Source organism: Paraburkholderia sp. BR10954 (genome assembly GCF_040965775.1).
Taxonomy (GTDB): Bacteria; Pseudomonadota; Gammaproteobacteria; order Burkholderiales; family Burkholderiaceae; genus Paraburkholderia; species Paraburkholderia youngii.
In genome coordinates this window covers 84,387-100,511 of sequence record NZ_JBFRCK010000031.1, presented here as the reverse complement: position 1 = coordinate 100,511, position 16,125 = coordinate 84,387, and the positions used below count along the sequence as shown (strand labels likewise).

The 16,125-nt window shown below is 64.7% G+C and carries 12 protein-coding genes and 1 pseudogene; 5 read left to right on the top strand and 8 right to left on the bottom strand.

What is annotated here, in order from left to right; translation table 11 throughout:
* Window positions 1-125: 125 nt before the first annotated feature.
* Window positions 126-599 (top strand): annotated as a pseudogene (locus AB4Y34_RS32030) (GGDEF domain-containing protein); the annotation flags it as partial.
* Window positions 600-759: 160 nt separating this feature from the next.
* Window positions 760-2,067 carry a solute carrier family 23 protein gene (locus tag AB4Y34_RS32025; RefSeq protein ID WP_368718307.1) on the top strand — a complete coding sequence of 436 codons (1,308 nt, stop codon included), beginning with the start codon at window positions 760-762 and terminating at the stop codon, window positions 2,065-2,067.
* Window positions 2,068-2,129: 62 nt separating this feature from the next.
* On the opposite strand, the gene AB4Y34_RS32020 is transcribed toward AB4Y34_RS32025, so the two are convergent.
* Window positions 2,130-3,785, bottom strand: coding sequence for a Na+/H+ antiporter (locus AB4Y34_RS32020; protein WP_368718306.1), 1,656 nt, complete (start codon window positions 3,783-3,785; stop codon window positions 2,130-2,132).
* Between the two features lie 239 nt (window positions 3,786-4,024).
* Between AB4Y34_RS32020 and AB4Y34_RS32015 the strand changes: the two genes are divergently transcribed.
* Entirely contained in the window at window positions 4,025-5,311 is a 1,287-nt protein-coding gene (locus AB4Y34_RS32015) for an EAL domain-containing protein (RefSeq protein ID WP_176383824.1), read from the top strand.
* Window positions 5,312-5,346: 35 nt separating this feature from the next.
* Window positions 5,347-6,042, top strand: coding sequence for a copper homeostasis protein CutC (locus AB4Y34_RS32010; RefSeq protein WP_368718305.1), 696 nt, complete (start codon window positions 5,347-5,349; stop codon window positions 6,040-6,042).
* 22 nt (window positions 6,043-6,064) lie between these two features.
* Here AB4Y34_RS32010 and AB4Y34_RS32005 read toward each other — a convergent pair whose 3' ends face one another.
* Window positions 6,065-9,652, bottom strand: a complete 3,588-nt coding sequence (locus tag AB4Y34_RS32005) for an indolepyruvate ferredoxin oxidoreductase family protein (RefSeq protein ID WP_368718304.1) — start codon at window positions 9,650-9,652, stop codon at window positions 6,065-6,067.
* Window positions 9,653-9,894: 242 nt separating this feature from the next.
* A complete protein-coding gene (locus AB4Y34_RS32000) occupies window positions 9,895-10,872 on the bottom strand; it encodes an ion channel (protein ID WP_368718303.1) in 978 nt (325 codons plus the stop codon).
* Window positions 10,873-11,372: 500 nt separating this feature from the next.
* On the opposite strand from AB4Y34_RS32000, the gene AB4Y34_RS31995 reads away from it, so the two are divergent.
* The gene (locus tag AB4Y34_RS31995; RefSeq protein WP_368718302.1) at window positions 11,373-11,948 is read left to right on the top strand and encodes a DUF3828 domain-containing protein; all 576 of its coding nucleotides are present in this window, start codon (window positions 11,373-11,375) and stop codon (window positions 11,946-11,948) included.
* A 91-nt stretch (window positions 11,949-12,039) separates the two neighbouring features.
* Here AB4Y34_RS31995 and AB4Y34_RS31990 read toward each other — a convergent pair whose 3' ends face one another.
* The 5 genes from AB4Y34_RS31990 to AB4Y34_RS31970 all read right to left on the bottom strand — a co-directional run bounded on the left by AB4Y34_RS31990 (window position 12,040) and on the right by AB4Y34_RS31970 (window position 15,936).
* Window positions 12,040-12,285: a hypothetical protein gene (locus AB4Y34_RS31990; RefSeq protein ID WP_368588395.1), complete on the bottom strand. Its 246-nt coding sequence runs from the start codon at window positions 12,283-12,285 to the stop codon at window positions 12,040-12,042.
* A gap of 77 nt (window positions 12,286-12,362) precedes the next feature.
* Window positions 12,363-12,593: a hypothetical protein gene (locus AB4Y34_RS31985; protein ID WP_176383813.1), complete on the bottom strand. Its 231-nt coding sequence runs from the start codon at window positions 12,591-12,593 to the stop codon at window positions 12,363-12,365.
* Window positions 12,594-12,746: 153 nt separating this feature from the next.
* The gene (locus tag AB4Y34_RS31980; RefSeq protein WP_176383811.1) at window positions 12,747-13,655 is read right to left on the bottom strand and encodes a carbohydrate kinase; all 909 of its coding nucleotides are present in this window, start codon (window positions 13,653-13,655) and stop codon (window positions 12,747-12,749) included.
* Window positions 13,652-14,953, bottom strand: coding sequence for an AGE family epimerase/isomerase (locus AB4Y34_RS31975; RefSeq protein ID WP_368718301.1), 1,302 nt, complete (start codon window positions 14,951-14,953; stop codon window positions 13,652-13,654). The genes AB4Y34_RS31980 and AB4Y34_RS31975 overlap by 4 nt, the downstream gene beginning before the upstream one ends.
* Window positions 14,950-15,936: a LacI family DNA-binding transcriptional regulator gene (locus tag AB4Y34_RS31970; RefSeq protein ID WP_368718300.1), complete on the bottom strand. Its 987-nt coding sequence runs from the start codon at window positions 15,934-15,936 to the stop codon at window positions 14,950-14,952. Before AB4Y34_RS31970 ends, AB4Y34_RS31975 begins: the two co-directional genes overlap by 4 nt.
* Between the last annotated feature and the right edge of the window lie 189 nt (window positions 15,937-16,125).

Below are 16,125 nucleotides of genomic sequence, written 5' to 3'. Positions count from 1 at the left end.
GTCATGCGCAACGCCAATCCAGCCATCCGGTCCGCTCGGTCACGTTCCCGAAATAACCGGTCACGTTGCCGAAATCGCCGGTCACGATCCCGAAACGGCCGGTCACGTTCATCCGAAATACGCAGCTGTCGTTGCTGCTGATCGATGTCGACAACTTCAAGGGCTTCAACGACCTGTACGGTCATTCGGCCGGCGACGAAGCGCTGATTGGCGTCGCGCGCTGCATCGCGCAGAACGCGCGGCGTCCGGGCGACACGGCCGCCCGCTTCGGCGGCGAGGAGTTCGCGGTGCTGTTGCCGGACACGGATGCGACGGGCGCGCAGCGGATCGCCGAGCAGATCCGCGCGGCGGTGCAGGCGCTGCAATGCCGCCACGTGGCCAGCACGCATCACGTGCTGACGGTGAGTGCCGGAGCAGCAACGGCGCAGGACGCGGCGTTCGCGACCAGCCGCGCACTCGTCGACGCCGCCGACCAGGCGCTGTATCGCGCTAAGGATGCCGGTCGCAATCGAGTGATGGCCTACGGTGCAGCGATGGACAACTCCTCGCGGGCCGGCTCCGCGGTGACGCCGGACATCGACGCGCGCGGCGCGAAGTGACGCGCACCCGGGCCGTGCTTGTCGGCCCGCTTCATGGCCCGCTTTATAGCCTGCTTGCCAGCCCTTATTGCTCTCCGTAAACTCGCGCGTAATTTCGCCGAACCCACGCCGCAGCGCGTGATCGGCACACACCGCGCCGACCCAGAGGAGAATCCCCGCGATGGCCGCATCCTATTTCCCCCGCTGGCGCCGCCAGCCTGCCGCCGCCCAGGGCGGCATCGTCGGCATCGACGAGAGGCTCGGGTGGCCGCAGATGTTCGCGATGGGCGTCCAGCACGTCGTCGCGATGTTCGGCTCGACGGTGCTCGCGCCGCTGCTGATGGGCTTCGATCCGAATCTGGCCATCTTCATGTCGGGGATCGGCACGCTGCTGTTCTTCGTGCTCGTCGGCGGGCGCGTGCCGAGCTATCTCGGTTCGAGCTTCGCGTTCATCGGTCTCGTGATCGCGGTCACCGGCTACGGCGGACACGGAGCGAATCCGAACATTCCGGTCGCGTTGGGCGGCATCATCGCGTGCGGTGTTGCGTACGGGGTGATCGGTCTGATCGTGGCGGCGGTGGGAACGGGGTGGATAGAAACGCTGATGCCGCCGGTCGTGACCGGCGCGATCGTCTGCGTGATCGGTCTGAACCTCGCGCCGATCGCCGTGCATGGCGTGAGCGGCAGCAATTTCGAGTCGTGGATGGCGCTCGTCACGGTGCTGTGCGTCGGCGCGGTCGCGGTATTCACGCGCGGCATGCTACAGCGTCTCTTGATTCTGGTCGGCCTGCTGCTCGCCTACGTCATCTACGCGATCGTCACGAACGGTCTCGGCATGGGCAAGCCGATCGATTTCTCGATCGTCGCGAACGCCGCGTGGTTCGGCATGCCGCACTTCATGTCGCCGGTGTTCGACCCGCACGCGATGACGCTGCTCGCGCCGATCGCGGTGATTCTCGTCGCGGAAAACCTCGGCCACATCAAGGCCGTCAGCGCGATGACGGGCCGGAACCTCGATCGCTACATCGGCCGGGCGTTTCTCGGCGACGCGCTCGCCACGATCGTGTCGGGCTTCGCGGGCGGCACCGGCGTGACCACGTACGCGGAGAACATCGGCGTGATGGCGGTCACGAAGATCTATTCGACGCTGGTATTCGTGATCGCCGCGTTGATCGCGCTCGTGCTCGGCTTCTCGCCGAAGTTCGGCGCGGTAATCCAGACGATTCCGGGACCGGTGCTGGGCGGCGTGTCGATCGTCGTGTTCGGCCTGATCGCGGTGACGGGCGCACGCATCTGGGTCGTCAACAAAGTCGACTTCTCCGATAACCGCAACCTGATCGTCGCGGCAGTCACACTCGTGCTCGGCGCCGGCGACTTCTCGCTGAAGCTCGGCAGCTTCGGGCTCGGCGGCATCGGCACCGCGACGTTCGGCGCGATCATTCTGTACGCGCTGTTGAGAAGGAAGCCAACGCAAGGGCCGGTGGCCTGAGCTTCTTCTACCGGCACCGGCGTTTCGAGCGCCGGTGCCGAGCCTGATCCAGCAGCGACCTCCTACCTTTTGCGCGCGGTCAGCGCCGTCTCCGACAGATCCACTTCCCGCATCAGCTTGTTCATCGTCTCGTCGTTGATGCGCTGGGTGTCGCGCAAATCGAGCAGCGTCTTGCGCTCGGCACGCATCGCCGCGAGCTTCATGCGGAATTCGAGCGCATCGGCACGGCGCGCGAGTTCGCGTGGCGCCTGGTCGTCGTCGAGTGACGCGAGGCGGCGGCGGTACAGGTCCATCACGCGCGCAGTCACGTCGGTTGCATAGGCCTGCGCCGATTCATCGAGGTCCGCGCACTCGGTGTCGTGCAGATGATCGATAGCGCGAATCGCCGATTGAGCGGCCAGCGTGCGCGCGAGCGCTTCCTCGGCCGCGTGCGGGTCCTTGCCGCGCCGCCAGCCGCGCAGCAGCAGCGGCAACGCGGCCACCGCCACCAGCAGCGACAGCAGGATCACGCCCGACGCGATGAAGATCGCGAGATCGCGTCCCGGCAGCGGCGTGCCGTTGGGCAGCACCTCAGGCAACGACAGCACGCCCGCGAGCGTCACCGCGCCGCGCACCCCGGCCACGGTTGTCACCGACACCATGCGCAATCCCGGCACGGCGTTCGCGACACCATGTTTCGTCGCGCCGCGGCTCGCGAACCAGCGCAGCAGCCACACCCACGCGAAGCGCATCGCGTACAGCGCGAGCGCCACCGCAACGATATAGCCGATCAGCAGCACCACCTGCGCGTCGTTGGTTTCATGCGCGTCGAGCAGCGCCCGGCCGAGGATGTGCGGAAACTGCAGGCCGAGCATGATGAACACCATGCCGTTGAACACGAACTCGATCATCGTCCACGTGCTCGTGGCCCGCACTCGCGAGGCGACCTGCCACTTTTCCATGATGCTTGCGTAGTTCATCATCATGCCGGCGGACACTGCGGCGAGAATGCCCGACAGCTCGAAGCGCTCGGCGGTCAGATAGGCGGCGAACGGAATCAGCAGCGTCATCACGACGCCGGGCGCGGGATCGCCTTCCTCGGTGAGATTCAGGAAACGCGCGGACACGAAGCTGAACACCGCGCTCACCGCTGCACCGACCGCGAGGCCGCCCACCGCGATGATCACGAAGCTAACCGACGCTGCGCGCAGCGAGAACGCCCCGGTCAGCGCGGCGGCGATCGCGAACTTCAGCGCGACGAGGCCCGACGCGTCGTTCATCAGCGCCTCGCCTTCGAGGATATGCATCAGCTGCCCCGGAATCTTGCCCTTGCCGGCGATACCGGACAACGCGACCGCGTCGGTCGGCGACAGCACCGCGGCGAGCGCGAACGCGACCGGCAACGAGATCTGCGGCACCAGCACGTGCACGAATTGACCGACGACCAGCACCGTCATGAACACGAGGCCGAGCGCGAGCATCAGGATCGCGCGGCGCGCCATGAAGAACTCGCGCTTCGGAATGCGCCAGCCATCCGCGAACAGCAGCGGCGGAATAAACAGCAGCATGAAGATTTCCGGATCGAACGCGACGTGCAAATCGAGGCGCGGCCACGCGAGCATCGCGCCGATCGCGATCTGCACCAGCGGCAACGGCAGCTTGAACGGCAGCGCGCGAGTCAGCATGCCGGACGCGGCGACGGCGAGAAGCAGGATCAGAACGGTGAAGACTATTTCCATCGTGTATTCCGGGTGATGAAGGACGGACAATCCGCGCACCGCAACGGTGCGCGCCACGCCCTTGAGCGGCGCACGAACACTGTCGCCGGTGCAATCTTTCGGGCGAATTACAGCACAGTGTGCGCCAGCGTGCGCATGGACCTTGCTTAACCGGTAACGATGACGCACATTTTGAGAGACGGTGTCGGTCTCGTTGCCGTTCTCGTTCTGACCGACCGGTTCTCGCGTGAGAGGATTGCATGACGATTGCGCAACAGGACAGGGCGGCGGGCGTGCCGCACGGCTTCGAGGTCGAGGTGACCTCGGGCCTTCGACGCTATTCGGTGCAGCACGGCGAACTGACGCTGACTAGCGTGTTCCAGCCGATTTTCAGTCTGTCGCACCTGCGCGCGGTCGGCTACGAGGGCTTGCTGCGCGCACACGACGCGCTCGATCGCGCGGTGTCGCCGCTCGACGTATTCGGCGAGGCCGCGCGCCTCGGCGACGCGCTGCAGATCGACCGGCTCGCGCAGACGCTGCATCTGGAGAACTTCAAGGTGCTCGGCGCGGAGCGCGAATGGTTGTTCCTGAACGTGCATCCGGGCGTGCTGACCGACCCGTATCTCGCGGCCGCTTTGCTCGCGAATCTGCGGCGGCTCGATCTGTCGCCGCGACGTGTCGTGCTCGAAGTGCTCGAGCAGAGCGCCGAAGATCTCGATCGACTCGCCGACGCGGTGCGCGAATTCCGCGAGCGCGGCTTCCTGATCGCACTCGACGACTTCGGCGCCGGCCATTCGAACATCGAGCGGATCTGGCAGCTGAATCCCGACATCGTGAAGCTCGACCGCATCATGCTGTCGCACGCCGCGCATCGCGCCGACATGGCGACGATCCTGCCGGGGCTCGTGTCGCTGCTGCATGAAGCAGGCAAGCTCGTGCTGATCGAGGGCGTCGAAACCGAGCACGAAGCGCAGATGGCGCTCGCCTGCAATGCAGACTTCGTGCAGGGGTTTTTCTTCGGCCGGCCGAGTCCGGGTATTGCCGATGCGATCCACACGGCGATTTGCATCGGCGAAGTCACCGAGCGTTATCGCGAGCAGGCCGAGGCACGCGAGCGGCGCAGCGCGAGCCGGCTCGCGCCGTATCTGCGCGCGTTCGAGCGCGCCGCGGAGCGTCTCGCCGCCGGAGAGCCGCTCGATGAGGTGTGCTGGAATTTCCTCGCGCTCGATCACGCAGCGCGCTGTTTTCTGCTCGATGCGAAGGGCCGCCAGGCGGGCCGCAACGTCGTGCTGCGCGCCGATCGCGCGGCGCAGGAGACGCGCTTCCTGCCGCTCGCCGACGCGCAGGGCGCGAACTGGCTGCGTCGCCCGTACTTCAGCGTCGCGATCAATGCGCCGGAGCGCGTGCACGTGACACGGCCGTATCTGTCGATCAACGAGGCGTTGCCGTGCGTGACGCTGTCGGTGGCGACGCGTGTCGGCAGCGAGACCTGCGTGCTGTGCGGCGATATCGACTGGGTCGAGGAAGAACGCGACGCGCGCATCTGACATGATGTCGCTTTAATTGAAATCAGGTTGCGCTCATGTCCGTGCTGCTCGAAGTGATTGCCGCGACCGTCGCCGATGCGCGTGCGGCCGCGCAAGCCGGTGCCGACCGTCTCGAACTCGTGACCGCGATGGGCGAGGGCGGTTTGACGCCGAGTGTGGGCTTGATCGAGGCAGTGGTAGCCGCGGTTGGCATACCCGTGAACGTGATCGTGCGGCCGCATAGCCGCTCGTTCGTCTACGACGCCGACGACTACGCGGTGATGCTGCGCGACATCCGTGCGGTGAAGGCGGCCGGCGCGAACGGCATCGTGATCGGCATGCTCGATGCCGAGCGCACGATCGACCGCGAAGGTCTCGCGCGCGCGTGCGAAGCTGCCGATGGACTCGCGATCACGTTCCATCGCGCGTTCGACGAGGCGCGCGATCTACGCGAAGCGCTCGACGTACTGCTCGGCTTCGAGGCGGTGACGAATGTGTTGACGTCGGGCGGAAAGCCTTCGGTGCTGCAGGCGCAAGCCGTGGTCAGCGAACTGGTGCGGCAGGTTGACCGCTCGCCTTGCACCGTGCTCGCCGGTGCCGGCTTGACGGTCGATGCGGTCGCGGACTTCGTCAGCAACACGCACGTCGAGGCCGTCCATTTCGGCTCCGGCGTGCGCGTGAACGGCAACGGACTCGCGCCCGTCGATCAGGCGAAGGTGATGCAGGTGCGGGCGCTGCTCGACGCGACTTGAGCCGGGCAGCGCAGCGAACCTCTTACTTCGCGACCACCACCGGAATGCCGCGCAACTGGCCGGCGCCCTTCATCTCCTCGAGCGACTTCTTCACCGCGACACCGGTCGCCGCATCGATTCCGAGGCGTGCGGCGAGGTCGCGCTCGCCACGCTTGACGCCCGCCAGATTGGCCAGCTTCACGTGCCCATAACCGCGCACGCGCGCGTGCAGTTCTGCGAGTTTCGCGACTTCGTCGAGATGGCTCGCGTCGAGTTTCGCCAGCGCGCGTTGCAGCGTGGTTTCGTAATCGCTCGCGAGCTCGCGCTCCATTTTGCGCTCGAGCGTGCGGCCGAACGGATCGAGCGCCGTGCCGCGCAGACCGCGCCATTTCGCGAGCAGGCCGAGCACGGGCCACATCCACTGACCATAGGTTTTCTTCGTGGGCACGGCACCGGCCTGCGCGCGCGTAAGCGTCGGCGGCGCGAGGTTGAAGCGGATTGTGAAGTCCTTGCCGGCGACGCCCTCGAACTGCGCTTCGAGCGCATCGCGGAACGCGGCATCCGTATGCAGACGCGCGACTTCGTACTCATCCTTCACCGCGAGCAGCCGATAGAACGTCGTCGCGACCGCGCGCGTCACGCGCTCGCTCGCCGCATCGACCGCGGTTTCCGCGCGCCGTGCCGCATCGACGAGCGCGCGATAGCGCTTCACATAAGCCGCGCCACCATACGCGAGCAGACGTGCTTCGCGATGCGCGATCAGCTCGTCGAGCGTATCGACTCGCACGCTCGGCTTCGGCGCATGTCGCGACTGCCACAGCGATTCGAGCGCGGCGGGATCGGCCGCGGCCATGCGCCCGATCGAGAACGCGAGTTGATTCATCTGCACAGCGACGTTGTTCAGTTCGATCGCGCGCATCATCGCGGCGAACGACACCGGCACCAGACCGAGTTGCCATGCGAAGCCGAGCATCAGAATGTTCGCGCCGATCGTATCGCCGAGAAAACGCGTCGCGAGCGCTTGCGCGTCGCACGTCGACATGCGCTCTGCACCCGCCGCGTGACGCATCTTGTCGATCAGCGCATCGGCATGCAGCGTCGCGTCCGGGTTCTGCACGAAGCTCGCGTTCGGAATCGCATGCGTGTTGACGACGATCCGCGTGCGGCCATGCCGCACCGTCTGCAGTGCATCGGCACTCGCGCCGACCACCATGTCGCAGGCGAGCAGCACGTCGGCCTGCTGCGTGTCGATGCGCACCTGGTTCAGCCATTCGTCGCGCGCGGCAAAGCGCACGAACGACAGCACCGAGCCGCCCTTTTGCGCGAAGCCCATGAAGTCGAGCACCGACGCGCTCTTGCCTTCGAGATGCGCGGCCATGCTGATCAATGCGCCGACCGTCACGACGCCGGTACCGCCCACTCCGGTGACGAGGATGTCGTACGGCGCGGCATCGAGTGGCGTCGCGGGAATCGGCAACCCGTTGACGTGCATCGCGAGCGCCTGCGGATCGAACGCGACGCCCGCGGCCTTTTTCAGCGTGCCGCCTTCGACGGTGACGAAGCTCGGGCAAAAGCCGTTCACGCACGAGTAGTCCTTGTTGCACGACGACTGATCGATGCGGCGCTTGCGACCGAGCGCGGTTTCCACCGGTTCCACCGACAAACAGTTCGACTGCACGCCGCAATCGCCGCAGCCTTCGCAGACTTCTTCGTTGATGAAGAGCCGCTTGTTCGGATCGGGGAATTCGCCTTTCTTGCGCCGGCGGCGTTTTTCGGCCGCGCAGGTCTGGTCGTAGATCAGCACGGTCACGCCGTCGGTGTCGCGCAACTCGCGCTGCACGGTGTCAAGCTCGCTGCGATGGTGAAACGTCGTGCCCTGCGGAAACTGGCCGTGATGACCGTCGTATTTCTCGGGCTCGTCGCCGACCACGACGAAGCGCGACACGCCTTCGGCTTCGACCTGTCGCGCGATCTGCGGCACCGAGATGCTGCCGTCGACGGGTTGACCGCCCGTCATCGCGACCGCGTCGTTATAGAGGATCTTGTAGGTGATCGTCGCTTTCGCGGCGACCGCCTGGCGAATCGCGAGAATGCCCGAGTGAAAGTAGGTGCCGTCGCCGAGATTCTGGAATACGTGGCGGGTCTTCGTGAACATCGAATGCGCGGCCCAGTCGACGCCTTCGCCGCCCATCTGAATCAGTCCGGTCGTGTCGCGCTCCATCCACGACGCCATGAAATGACAGCCGATGCCGGCCTGCGCGATGGAACCGTCCGGCACTTTCGTCGACGTGTTGTGCGGACAGCCGGAGCAGAAGTACGGCGTGCGCTTCACGCTGTCCGCCGCGTTCGACAGGATCTGCGGCGCGACCAGATCGACGACGCGTTCGCGGCGATCGAGCGCCGGCTTGTGCTTCGCGAGCCAGTTCGCGAACACCGGCAGAATGCGCGACGGCCGCAATTCGCCGAGCGACGACAGCAGCAACGCGCCATCTTCGGCGTGCTTGCCGATCACCACCGGCCGCGTGCCTTGCGTGCGGTTGTACAGATAGTCCTTGATCTGCTGCTCGATGACGGGGCCCTTCTCTTCGATCACGAGTACTTCGGACAGGCCCGACACGAACGCGTCGATGCGTGTCATCTCCAGCGGAAACGACAGCCCGATCTTGTAGATGCGCACGCCGGCCGCGTCGAGATCGGCGACGGTCAGATCGAGCCGGCGCAGCGCTTCCATCAGATCGAGATGCGCCTTGCCGCACGTGACGATGCCGACGTTCGCGTGCGGGCTCGGTGCGATCCATTTGTCGATGCTGTTGATGCGCGCGAACTGGCGCACCGCGTCGAGCTTCGCGTGCAGACGCGCTTCGATCGTCAGGCTCGGCAGATCGGGCCAGCGGTTGTGCAAACCGCCGGCTGGTGCTTCGAATTCCTGCGGAGGTGTCCATTCGGTTTGCAGCGCGTCGAGATCGACGGTCGAGCCCGATTCGACGGTCTCCGAAATCGCCTTGTAGCCGACCCACGCGCCCGAGAAGCGCGACAACGCCCAGCCGTACAGGCCGAACTCGAGCATGTCCGCGATGTTCGACGGATTCACCACCGGCATATGCCACGCCATCATCGCGAAGTCGCTCTGATGAGGCATCGACGACGACACGCAGCCGTGATCGTCGCCGGCGACCACCAGCACGCCGCCGTGCGGCGACGAGCCGTACGCGTTGCCATGCTTCAGCGCATCGCCCGCGCGGTCGACGCCCGGGCCCTTGCCGTACCACATCGCGAATACGCCATCGACGGTACGCTCGGGATCGGCTTCGACGCGCTGCGTGCCGAGCACGGCGGTGCCGCCGAGTTCTTCGTTGATCGCGGGCAGAAAGCGGACATCGCTCGCGGTGAGCAGTTTTTTCGCCTTCCACAACTGCTGATCGACCATGCCGAGCGGCGAGCCGCGATAGCCGCTGATGAAGCCGGCGGTGTTCAGGCCGCGGGTTTTGTCGAGCGCGCGCTGCATCAGAGGGAGGCGCACGAGCGCCTGGGTGCCGGTCAGAAAGATCCGGCCGCGCGTCGCGGTGAGATTGTCGGAAAGCTTGTAGTCGGCGAGAGCGGGCGTGCCGTCGATGGGCAGGCGAGCGGTCATGGGGGAGTCTCCAATGTTCTGGCTCGGCGCGCGGGTGGTGGGGTCACCGATACCGCGCAGCGAAAGAGACTCTATTTTTTAGCGCTCGCGGGAGTGAATTATTGCTTCTTTAATCGGGCGTGCGCGAATGGGCGCGATGACTCGCGCGTTTCGGCCCGCTTTTGAGCCGGATTTGCCAGGCGGCGGCGCGCTTCGGGTATGCCCTGGGTATTGCGGGGCGTCGAATGGGACTGTGGCTATTGCTACTGCGCGGTGTGCGCCGCGAGGTCCGGTTGGAGCGGCGCCGCATCGAGCGGCACGATCTCGTCGAAGTGCGAGTAGTCGATGTGGCTCACGCCGTCTTGCTCGCTCATGATGTCGACGAACCGGTGCTGCCAGACGATCTGGTCGCAGGTCCACATGTGGCGCGCCTGCATGGTTTGCGACGTCGATTCGTCGATGCCTTCGAGCGTGAGCAGCAGCGACACGTCGCGGCCCTTCAATGATTCGGCGTTTTCGCCGAACAGCGGACTCGCTTCGTCGATGACGTGCATGAGCGTCCAGCCGAGCTTGAACACCGGGTGCTGGTCGCGTACCAGCGTGAGGTCGTAGAGCTTGCGCAGCGTAAAGCCTTCGATCGACGTCTCCAGACGCATGATGCGCAGCCGCGCGCGTGCCTCGGCGATCACGTTTTGACGCGCGTTGGCCGAGCGCACCATCAACGTCATGCGGCCGTCGATCGGCCGGATCACCGCATAGCGCGCGAACATGATCTTCGCGTGCGGCCGCGAAAAGCGCGCGAAGATCAGCCCGGTCGCCAACGCGATGCTGGACATGCCGATGAAGATTTCGAGCGTCGCGATCCAGTGCGCGTAGACGGTTTGCGGATGCATGTCGCCGTAGCCGACCGTCGCGAGCGTTTCGACGCTAAAGAAGAACGCGCCGCCGAAGCCCTTCGGAAACTGATTCGCAATCGGCGCGTCGCCGAGCATGTAGAGTATGGCGAACACGGTGTTGAGCAGCAGAAACAGCAGCGCGAGCGACACGAAGAACACCGGCCAGCGCACGCCGAGCGCGCGGTGATACAGGTCTTGCCACAACGGCGTCGGCATCCCGTGCGCGATCACCACGCGATCGTCGAGACGCATTTCGCGGCTGCCGCGCGCGTGGCGCCTCGGCGCGCTGCTGTCGGTGTCGGGGTCGCCGAGCGTGGAAAAACGGTCTGACGGTTCGCTTGCCATCACGCGCTCGTTGGGATTGATACAGGCACAGCGTAGCATGGCGCGAGACTCATGCAATTGACTAGAACGTGCCGATCAGCTTGATTTCCCTCGTAACTACCACGGTATTGACGAAGACTATATTTTTATTCAAAAGAGCTATCTCTATTTAAAATGTTTTTGAGATAATAAAATATCTTGGTTTGTTTTGGATTTGCTGTATGATTTCTAAATCAAAATATGATCGAGATAATCTAATATGTCGTGGAACAAAAATGCTGCTGTCGACTATTTGCAATTGAATGCAAGACCAGTGAGCCGTGGAGAATGTGCCCGGTACGTTAGAGAAGCAATTGAACGAGGCGGAATTGTATTGGCCCGCACACGGTCCGCGAAAGACTACGGGCTTTCGCTGGCTCACGCTTGGTTTCGCGCGGTATCGACTGCCTCTCTCCAAAAAGGCGATGTAATCGTGGTCGACGGCATCCATTTGCATCCGCACGGACATATAGCAATGTACGATGGACAATACTGGATTTCTGATTTCAAGCAGTGGCGTGGCTTCTATCCCGGTCCCGATCACCGGTCCGCACGACCGGATTACAAGATCTATCGCCACGATTGAGGTTGCATCCATGAGAAAATATCTGGCGATTTTTGTTGCCGGGCTGTTGCTGATTTTTAACGGCACCTCATATGCAGGAAACCCGACCCACGCCGAACAAGCAACTCCCGAAACCCGCGTAGGAGATTTCTACGCATGGTTCATTCCGCGCCTGGCCGCAGACCGCGACTATCCGATTATGGAAAAGGAGATATACAGGCACGTTGCAAAACCAACCGTCGATTTATTGCGAAAGCAATATCAGGCCAACAAATTGTCCGAAGATGCGGAGTACTTCACGAAAGTACAAGACTTCGACGAGAAAGATTGGGCCGGGCATATAGCGGTGCATCCAGTCTTCATGCTCGACAGCGTGGCGCTCGTGGCTGTTACGTTCGGCTCGAAAGACAAACAGAACAATATCGTGTTTTTGCGCCAGGAAAACGGAATCTGGAAGATCACCAAGGTCGTAGACACGCTCGACTATCGCTGACAGCTCAGCGTTACCTTGCGTGGCGACGCGCAGCGCTCAAGGCCGTCACGGCGCATTTCGACGCTGCCTCAAAAAGCGCGTCGACAACCGCTTACGGAAACACGTGCGGCTTCGGAATTCCCGCGCCATGCTCGATATCGTCGACGGCCTGCCGATGCGCGCTTTCCACCGCTTCGGCCTGCTCGGCAAAGCCCGCGTCGCCGCCGACCGTGGTCCACGGCTTGACGGCCTTCTCGCGATGACGGATTTCGTACTCCGCGTCCCAGCGCGCGCCGCTCAGCTCGAGCGGACGAACGTGAATCGAATACACGCCGTATTGGAACAGCTGTTCAGCCATGATCGCCTCCAGCCGGTCGACCCCGCAGCGGCGCGCCGATGCGCGAGCACGCGCGACGCGCTGCCCCTTGGTTCGGCCTACAGTTCGATTTCCCCGAGGATACGATGTGCGAGCGCTTTGGCTTCTTCGAGCGCTTCTCCCGGCGTCGACGACGTCGAGTCTACTTCGTAGAGCGTGGTCTCCTGATCTTCGCTGGGTTCGCCCTCGTCGCGCGCGAGGGTGACGACACCTTGAAAGGCGTCCTGTGCGACTTCCCTTATCGACGCAGTGGCCGTGTAGATCCCTTTGGTGTAGGTGACGTCCTCCATGGCCTCGCTCCTTTTCGCAAAGGTTTCGATATTTTCATCGTAGCACGGCGTGGCGGGATCGGTTCCCGCCCAGGGCGGCTTCCCGCCGCGCGACGCGCTCGACATCCGTCACGCTACGCGCGTCCCAAGGCAGCAGAATTACAGAGCCGCGATTTACAGCAGCGCGACCACCTCGTCGAGCGTCGGCGCGTGCGCGCCGGCGTGGCCGCAAGCCGCCGCGCCGGCCGCGAGCGCGAATGCGAGATGCTCGGGCCATCTGCGTTGCGGCGCGCTCATCAGGCTGAACAGCAGACCGCCGATCGACGCATCGCCCGCGCCGACCGTATCGACCACTTCGACGCGCGGCGGCTTCGCCTCGATCACCGCGGCGCCGTCGAGCAGCATCGCCGCGTCGGGGCCGCGCGTGACGAGCACGGTGGCGGCCGGATTCATCGCGCGCAATTGCGCGAGCGCGGCGGCTTCGTCGCTGGTCCTGAAGAACATGCGCAAGTCTTCGTCCGAAACCTTGATCAGATCCGCGAGCGCGGCCATCTGGCGCAATGTCGGCTCGTAGCCGTGCTCCATCAGATTGCGATAGTTCGGATCGAAGCTGATCTTCACGCCGTGCGAACGCAACTCGGCGGCGAGCGCCGCGAGCGTATCGCCGAGCGGCTGACGCGCGAGGCTGATGCCGCCGAAATGCGCCCACTTCACTGCGTTCATCCAGCCGGCCGGTAGCCTGGCTGGATCGAACGCGAGATCGGCGCTGTTCTCGCCCATGAAGAAGTAGGCCGGCGGATGCGTCTGATGCACGATCGCGAGCAGCGGCGGGTGCTCGACGCGCTGCAGGAAGCGCATGTCGAGCCCGGCGGCGACGCTCGCGTCCCACAGTTCGTCGGAAAAGTTATCGACGCCCAGCGAGCCCGCGCACGCGGTCGGCAGGCCGAGCCGCGCGACGCAGCGCGCGACGTTCCAGCCCGCGCCGCCCGGACGCGACAGCCAGTGCGATGCGCCGGTGCGCACGAGATCGGTGAGGATGTCACCGGCGGACACGAAAACGGGGAGTTCGGTGGTCGCGCTCATTGTGCTTTCTCCGCTGAAACCGCTGCGGCGGGCGCGGTCGATCCAGCCGACGCGTCTTCGCCGAGCGCATGGGCGAGCACTTCGTAGCACGCGCCCATCGTGTGATAGTCGGTCTTGCCGGCCGGGCTCTTTTCGTCGCTGTACTTGCGGTTGTCGCAAGTCAGGATGCGATACCACGCGCCGTACTTGTGGTCGACGAAGTGCGTCCAGCTATAGCGCCAGATCTCGTCGTACCAGTCCCAGAAGCGCTCGTTGCCGGTGCGCTTGCCGAGCAGCGCGGCGGCCGCGAAAGTTTCGGCCTGCACCCAGAAATACTTGTCGTGATCGCACACGGTGCCGTCGGGGCCAAAGCCGTAGTAGAGGCCGCCGTGGTCTTCATCCCATGCGTGCGTCATCGCGGCGTCGAACAGTTCGATCGCGCGCGGCAGCAGCCACGGCAGCGGACGGAAGCGTTCGAGAATCAGCAGCAGCTTCGCCCATTCGGTCTGATGGCCGGGCTGAAAGCCCCACGGACGGAAGATGTCCGAGCTGTCTTCCTCGTTGTAATGCCAGTCGACCGACCAGTCCGCGTGAAAATGCTCCCACACGAGCCCTTGCGACAGCTTCGCCTGGCGCAGCGTGATGTTCGACGCGACGCGCTCGGCGCGATCGAGATACACCAGATGACCGGTCGCCTCGTGCGCGGCGAGCAGCGCCTCGGTGGTATGCATGTTCGCGTTCTGCCCGCGATACGTGCTGACGCGCCAGTCGGCCGATGCGTCGTCGGCATAGAGGCCGGCGGCGGCGTCCCAGAAGCGGTGCTCCATCAGTTCGAAGGTCGCGCCGATCATCGGTTTCGCTTGTTCGATGCCGGCCATCGCCGCGTGCGAGTACGCGAGCAGCACGAACGCGAGGCCGTAGCAGTGGCGCGTCGCGTCGAGCGTGCGCCTTCTGCCGTCGCGCCATTCGATTTCCCAGTCGTAGCCCTCGTGCTGCGAGTCCCAGTGCGCGTCGCGCAGAAAGCGCAGGCCGTGGCGCGCGTATTCGAGGTGCTTCGGGTCGCCGAATTGCCGGTACGCCATCGCGTAGTTGAACACGTAGCGGCAACTGCTGACCAGGTGGCGCGTGGTGCGGTTGTAGATCGAACCGTCGTCGCGGAAGAAGTGGTAGAAGCCGCCGCTCGGATCGAGCACGTTCGGCGCATAGAAGCGCAGCGTGTCCTCGATGTGCGCGAGCAGAAACTCGCGCTTGCGGAAGCTGGCGACCGGCGGCGCCTTCGCGACGTCGGTGGAAGGGTGATGCGGATCGGTTTTCGTCATGGCGTTTTCACCAAAGTACTGGCACGGGCAACGAGTTGAACGGGCAAGCGGACTTCGAGTTCGGCGGGCGAGTCTTCGAGCAGCAGTTCGACGCCGCGTCGGCCGAGCGCCTCCTTGTCGACTGCGATCGTCGATAGCGGCGGGGTGGCGTGGGCGGCGGCAGGAATGTCGTCGAAACCGATGATCGCGATGTCGTCGGGCACGCTGAAGCCGCGCGCGAGGCACACGCGCAGCGCGGCGAGCGCGGCGGCATCGTTGAATGCGAATACGGCGTCGGGGCGCGGGCCCGGCGCATCGAGCAGGCGCTGCATCGCGCGCGCGGCGCCGGTGTCGGGATCGAGCCCGGCGTCGATGTTCACTTCGAGCGACGGGTCGAACAGCAGCCCAGCTTCGAAGAACGCGCGCCGGTAGCCGAGCGCGCGCTCGGCGATGCTGAAGTGTGCGAGCGAGCCGCCGATGAACGCGACGCGCTTGCGCTGCTGCTCGAACAGATGGCGCATCGCAAGGGTGGCGCCACCGGCGTTGTCGAGATTGACCGAGCGCAGGCCCGGCGACCATAGATCGATCAGCACCAGCGGGCGTTGCATCGCGACCAGCGTGGCGAGCGTTTCGGGCTCGACGAAGCCGGCGATCGCGACGGCGTCGGGCGCGTGTAGGCGCATCTGGTGAATCACGTCCTCGGTCGGCCCGGCGGTCAGCACCGACGGCACGATGCCGCGCTCGCGGCAAGCGTCTTCGACGCCGTGCAGCACGTGCGAGAAAAACGGGCTCGCGGCGAAGTTGTTGTGCTGACGATGCAGCAGGAACGTCAGGCGGCGGATGCGCGGACGCAGCTGCGCCGAATCGTAGCCGAGTTGGCGTGCCGCTTCGACGACGCGTTCGCGCGTGGCCTCGGAAAGGCCTGGCTGATTTTTGAGCGCGCGCGACACGGTGCCGATCGAAACGCTGGCCGCGCGGGCGACGTCGCGGATGGTTGTGGCCATCGAATGAAGCTGCCGCGCGTGGCGAGGCAGCACGGGTTCAGGTCGGGCGATTGTATAGTAAAACGCTGCTAAAACCGCCCGAAAAACGCCCGCGCGACACCGGTAAATACCCGTATTTAATGGAGTAGTCTGAAGTTAGATTGTTTAGTAAAAAAGACTAAACAATCGGCGAGTCGCTGTTTTCGACGC